The sequence below is a fragment of the Enterobacter sp. PTB genome, from assembly GCF_051130085.1.
Taxonomy (GTDB): domain Bacteria; phylum Pseudomonadota; class Gammaproteobacteria; order Enterobacterales; family Enterobacteriaceae; genus Enterobacter; species Enterobacter ludwigii.
The window spans coordinates 1-5,322 of the sequence record NZ_JBDKEE010000059.1 but is presented as its reverse complement, the minus strand read 5'-3'; the positions used below and the strand labels follow the sequence as shown (position 1 = coordinate 5,322).

Annotated in this window: 5 protein-coding genes and 1 pseudogene; all 6 read left to right on the top strand. The window is 58.7% G+C overall.

Going from position 1 to position 5,322, the window contains the following annotated elements; translation table 11 throughout:
* Positions 1–69: 69 nt before the first annotated feature.
* A pseudogene (gene tssA, locus AAIR21_RS27175) lies at positions 70–999 on the top strand (type VI secretion system protein TssA); the annotation flags it as partial.
* A 9-nt stretch (positions 1,000–1,008) separates the two neighbouring features.
* Positions 1,009–1,689 (top strand): hypothetical protein, encoded by a 681-nt coding sequence (locus tag AAIR21_RS27170; RefSeq protein WP_434682744.1) that lies wholly within the window; start codon positions 1,009–1,011, stop codon positions 1,687–1,689.
* Between the two features lie 7 nt (positions 1,690–1,696).
* Positions 1,697–3,436, top strand: coding sequence for a type VI secretion system baseplate subunit TssF (gene tssF / locus AAIR21_RS27165; protein WP_434682747.1), 1,740 nt, complete (start codon positions 1,697–1,699; stop codon positions 3,434–3,436).
* Entirely contained in the window at positions 3,391–4,491 is a 1,101-nt protein-coding gene (gene tssG, locus AAIR21_RS27160) for a type VI secretion system baseplate subunit TssG (RefSeq protein WP_434682742.1), read from the top strand. Before tssF ends, tssG begins: the two co-directional genes overlap by 46 nt.
* Positions 4,472–5,011, top strand: coding sequence for a type VI secretion system lipoprotein TssJ (gene tssJ, locus AAIR21_RS27155; protein ID WP_434682745.1), 540 nt, complete (start codon positions 4,472–4,474; stop codon positions 5,009–5,011). Before tssG ends, tssJ begins: the two co-directional genes overlap by 20 nt.
* Before the next feature lies 1 nt (position 5,012).
* Positions 5,013–5,322: type VI secretion system baseplate subunit TssE (tssE, locus tag AAIR21_RS27150; RefSeq protein WP_434682740.1), on the top strand; the 310-nt coding region annotated here is incomplete at its 3' end.

The following is a 5,322-nucleotide window of genomic DNA, read 5'->3' as shown; positions in this document are numbered from 1 at the left end:
AGGAAGTATCTCGCGTCAGTCCTTGCGGGCTGCGGGGTTTCGTAATCTTTCCCTGATGCCTCACCACTTCCCACAGAAGCCGCCATTGCTTCAGGTCGTGAACTGCTGGACCTGGCCCGACAGATGACCACCTGGCTGAACGAACAGCCGGACGGCTGGCTGGCCGCCCACCGGCTGATGAAGACGCTGCGCCACGACACGCTGTCGCAGCTACCACCATCGGAGGGCGATGGCCGCACCCGCATCGAGCCGCCGAAAGCGGATGCCCGTGCGCTTCTGAAACGACTGTACCAGCAGCAGCGCTGGAACGAACTCCGGGAGCAGGCTGACAGCCTGTTCGCACGCGGCGCGGGACACCTGTGGCTGGACGTCCAGTGGTATATCCACCAGGCGCTGCAGAAGCTGGGGCGCGGGACGGAAGCCGACATTATTCAGGATGACCTGAAGGGGCTGCTCCGCCGTATGCCCGGCCTGGAGACGCTGGCCTTTAACGACGGCTCTCCCTTTGCTGACGAAGTGACGCTGAACTGGATACGCCAGCAGGTACCGGGCGATGCGACAGACTGGCAGGAATCCGCCGTCAGTGCGGCCAGCACCACCGACAACGATATTCTGGCGCTGGAAGCGGAAGCTCAGGAGAAAGCCGACGGAGACGGCGTGGAAGCGGCGCTGACCTGGCTACAGCAGCGCCCCGGCGTGGTCACGACCCGGGAGCGCTGGCTGATGCAGTTGCTGATGGCCCGCATCGCTGAGCAGTTTGGCAAAAGCACGCTGGCCCTGCATCTGCTGGGCGAGCTGAATTCGCAGGCGGGCAGCCTGACGCTGCAACAGTGGGAGCCGGTGCTGTTGTTTGAGGTGAAAGCACGAAAACTCAAACTGTTGCGCCAGATAGCCGGGCGCAGTGAAGCCGAAAAAACGCGGCTGCAGCCGGAGATGGAGTTGCTGCTGGCCGGACTGGTGGCACTCGATCCGGCCAGAGCCGCCGTGTTGTGTAATTAAGGAAACTGAATGAATTCTGATATTCTAAACATTATCGTATTACCGATTATTTTGTACCTGCTAAAAAAAATAATTGACGGCATTCCTAAAATAATCATTGGTTCTCAACAAACAAAGCAACAGCGCTTTAATAAAATACCCATAGACCAAAAGGTTAAAATAATTGAGGAGATCGATATTTTAAAAGGAAAAGCCCTGACACCACATACACTTATTCAGATGAGATTTTTGTATGAGCAAATGGGGGTATACCTGCCTGTCTGGCATAGCCATAAGTTAATTTCCTTTTTAGCTTCTGAGGAAATCGGTTCACTGGACGTGAGGTTGAATGTTTTTTTGAAACGCACCTTTATTACACGATGTGCGACTGGTTGTTTTTCTATTAATAAAAAATCCTTCTGGTTGACATTGTTGATATATTTTTCATTTGGTTCGTGTTCTGCTGCTGCCTTCATTTATTATGGATATTTCATTCTCCACTATTTTTTGCAAAATGAAAAAAACACGCTATTCAATGTGTTCTTTTGTGGCGATTTTATCTCTGTCTGCGTGATTGTGGCTTATGTCACTAGTCAAATAGGCGAATTATGGCAAGGAATGCGGTTTGGTCGTAGGTTTGAAGACTGGCTGCAGGACGAACATGCAGATATCCCTGCAGAACGGGCTATCACGACAGCAGCATCATCCTGAGGAAAACATGGAAGATTTAACCCTGCGCTATTTTGACGCCGAAATGCGCTACCTGCGTGAAGCAGCCAAAGAGTTTGCTCAGACCCACCCTGACCGGGCGATGATGCTGGATCTCGATAAGGCCGGTACGCCGGACCCGTACGTCGAACGTCTGTTTGAAGGCTTTGCCTTTTCCATGGGACGCCTGCGGCAAAAAATCGATGACGACCTGCCGGAGCTGACGGAAAGCCTGGTCAGCATGCTCTGGCCGCACTACATGCGTACCATCCCCTCCCTGTCGGTGGTGGGCTTCACGCCGGACCTGCAGGATATGAAGATTGCCGAAGAGGTTCCCGCCGGACTGGAGGTCTACTCCCGCCCGGTGGGCATTGCAAACACCGTCTGTCGCTATCGAACCACCCGGCCTATGATGCTTAACCCACTCTCCGTCCGGAACGTCACCCTGACCGCTGAGCCGGACGGACGCTCTGCGCTCATTACGCGGTTTGCCTGCGCTCCGCAAGCCGACCAGGCGCAGACTGACCTGAGGCGCCTGTGCCTGTATCTGGCCGACGATGCGCCGGTCAGCAGTTCGCTGCACCTGTGGCTCACCAAACGGCTGGAGGCGCTGTATCTGCGCCTGCCCGGCTCCGGGGAGCGTATCCGTCTGGACGCCTGGTTTTCGCCCGGTGGTTTTACCGATGAGGACCGCCTGTGGCCGAAGGGGGACAGCGCCTTCAGCGGCTATCAGTTGCTGCTGGAGTATTTCACCTTCCGCGAAAAGTTTATGTTTGTGCACCTCAACGGGCTGGAGAACATCACGCTCCCGCCGGGTCTCACCCATTTCGATATTGAAGCGGTTTTCAGCCGGGTATGGCCGTCCGACCTGCCGGTGGCCGCCGATGCCCTGCGGCTGCACTGCGTGCCGGTGATAAACCTCTTCGCGATGGACGCGGATCCGCTGAGGGTGAACGGCCTGGAAAGCGAGTACCTGCTGCGCCCGAAGCTGCTTCAGGACGGTCATACCGAAATCTATTCGGTCGATGAAGTGACCGGTACCGGAACCCCTTACGTACCGTTCAGCAGCTTTCGCCATCAGGGCGGCATGCTGCGCCGTCAGGCCCCGGAACGCTACTTTCATACCCGGGTGAAGCGAAGCGTCACCGGCCTGTATGACACCTGGATAATCCTCGGCGGCGAGCAGAACGCGCCGGTGCAGGATACGCTCTCGCTCGGTATCACCGGCACCAACGGCCAACTGCCGCGCCAGGCGCTGCGAAGCACCCTGCTGGAGCGCTGCGAGGAGCGCATCAAGACGCCGGTGACCCTGCGTAACCTGTGCAGACCCACGCTGCCGGTGTACCCGCCGGACGAGGACAGCTTCCACTGGCGCATCATGAGCCACCTGGGCACCCGCTTTCTGAACATGATGAGCAGCCCGGAGGTGCTGAGCGGCACGCTGAAGCTGTACAACTGGACCGACGATGACCTCAATAACCGTCGGCTGTCGGCCATTCAGGACGTGCAGCATCACCGCATTCAGCGCTTCGAGGACGGGTTTCTGCTGCGCGGGCTGGATATCGAGGTCACCCTCGACAGCAACGGTTTTACCGGTGAAGGGGATATCCACCTGTTTGGCGAAATGCTCAACCGCTTCCTGTCCCTCTACGCCGATATGAACCAGTTTAACCAGCTCTCCCTTATCGTTCAGCCAGAAGGAAAATGCATCCGGTGGAAAGAGAACCACAGTCCGCGACTGCCCGGCTGATAACCCGGCTGCAGTCATCGTTGCCCTTCACCAATTTTTACCGGCTGTGCCAGATAGTGGAGAAGCACCATCCGGACGCGCCCGTGGCGGGCAGTAGCTGGCAGGTGCGTCAGGAGCCGGTGCGCTTTCGTCCGCATCCGGGGATGGGCTTTCCGGTCAGCGAAATTAAAGGCGCTGAAATCCCTGAGCAGCCGCACCTGCCGCCCACGGTGCGGGTCACCTTTATGGGGCTGTACGGCGTGGAATCACCGCTGCCCACCGTCTACACCGACGACATCACGCAGCGCCAGGAGGGCTATGAGGCCGTCTGTGATTTTCTCGATATCTTCAACCACCGGCTGATTACCCAGTATTACCGCATCTGGCGCAAGTATTCGTACCCGGCCACCTTTGAACCCGGCGGGCAGGACCGCACCTCGCAGTACCTGCTGGGGCTGGCAGGGCTGGGTATACCGGGCTGTGCGCAGAATATTGCCACCCCGGTCTCGCGTTTTCTGGCGCTGCTGCCGGTGATGCTGCTGCCGGGGCGTACCGCCGAAGGGCTGGCCTCGCTGGTCACGCTGCTGGCACCGGAGACCCGCGCCACCGTCTGGCATCACGACCGCTGTCGTATCCCGCTGGCCTCCCCGGTGACCATGAGCACCCGCAACCCGGTCAGTCTGCGACAGCGTCCGGTGATGGGTGACCACGGCACCGACGTGAACCGCCAGGTGCTGCTGCAGCTCACCACCGGTCATCCGGATGAGGTACAGGGCTGGTTACCCGGCGGTCAGCTGCATACCGACCTGCTGGCCCTGCTGCATGTTTACCTCGGCAGTGCGCTGGACGTGCGCCTGCAGCTGTGCGTGAACCGCACCCTGCTGCCGGATGCGCAGGCGAGCTGTCACCCCGAACGTGGCGGCGTGCAGCTGGGACGCACCGCCGTGCTGCGGTCATTGTGTCCTCAGACACATGACAACAACCGGGTTATCACAATCCCCCTGGGGCGCTGGCAGTGCGTCAGGGAGAACATTCACCGCAAGGAGACCGATGAAGATGGCGATTACCGGGAGTAAGGTCATTACCGTATGTGCTGCGCTGGCGGCAACCGTATCACTCAGCGGCTGTGGCCTGACGCAGAAAGTGTCCGAAGGCACGAAGGCCGTGACCACCGCCATTTTTTACAAACAGGTCAGAACGCTGCATCTGGACCTCCGGGCCCGCGCGGCGCTGAACGTCAACGATGACGGTATCCCACTGCCCACGATGATACGTATCTACCAGTTGAAAGACCGTAAAGCGTTCGATGGTGCGGACTATAAGGCGCTCTCAACCGGTGATGGTCTGGTGATAAAGGCTGACCTGCTGGCCGAAAAAGATATCCGCCTGAAGCCCGGCGAAGCGGTCGCGGTGGATATGCCCGCAGAGGAGGCTACGCAGTATGTGGCGGTCGCGGCGATGTTCCTGTCACCTGACCAGGCCCGTAATACCTGGCGGCTGGTCATCCCCCGTCAGGACCTTGACCCCGACAAGGCGCGGCGCATTGAGGCCAGTGATAACCGTCTGACGCTGCTGCCGCTGAAGGATAAGAAATAACATGCGCCGCCCGTCACTGTACGAAAGACTCTACGGCAACTTTGCCGGAGGCCTGCCCCTGGAGCAGGTCAGCGAAGAAAATCACTACATCCTGTCGGTGCTGGATAACCTGCAGCGGGTGCTCAGTACCCGTGCCGGTTCGGTGGCCCATCTGCCGGACTATGGTCTGCCGGATATGACGCTGATTTTGCAGGGCATGCCCGGCACCGTCCATGCGCTGAAAGCTACGCTGGCGACCACGCTGCTGAAATACGAGCCGCGTATTCAGGACATTAACGTGGTGATTCTGGAACAGACCCAGCCCGGTGAGC

Coding starts and splice junctions, on each gene's coding strand:
- AAIR21_RS27170 (WP_434682744.1), top strand. CDS start 1,009: ATGAATTCTGATATTCTAAACATTATCGTATTACCGATTATTTTGTAC.
- tssF (WP_434682747.1), top strand. CDS start 1,697: ATGGAAGATTTAACCCTGCGCTATTTTGACGCCGAAATGCGCTACCTG.
- tssG (WP_434682742.1), top strand. CDS start 3,391: ATGCATCCGGTGGAAAGAGAACCACAGTCCGCGACTGCCCGGCTGATA.
- tssJ (WP_434682745.1), top strand. CDS start 4,472: ATGGCGATTACCGGGAGTAAGGTCATTACCGTATGTGCTGCGCTGGCG.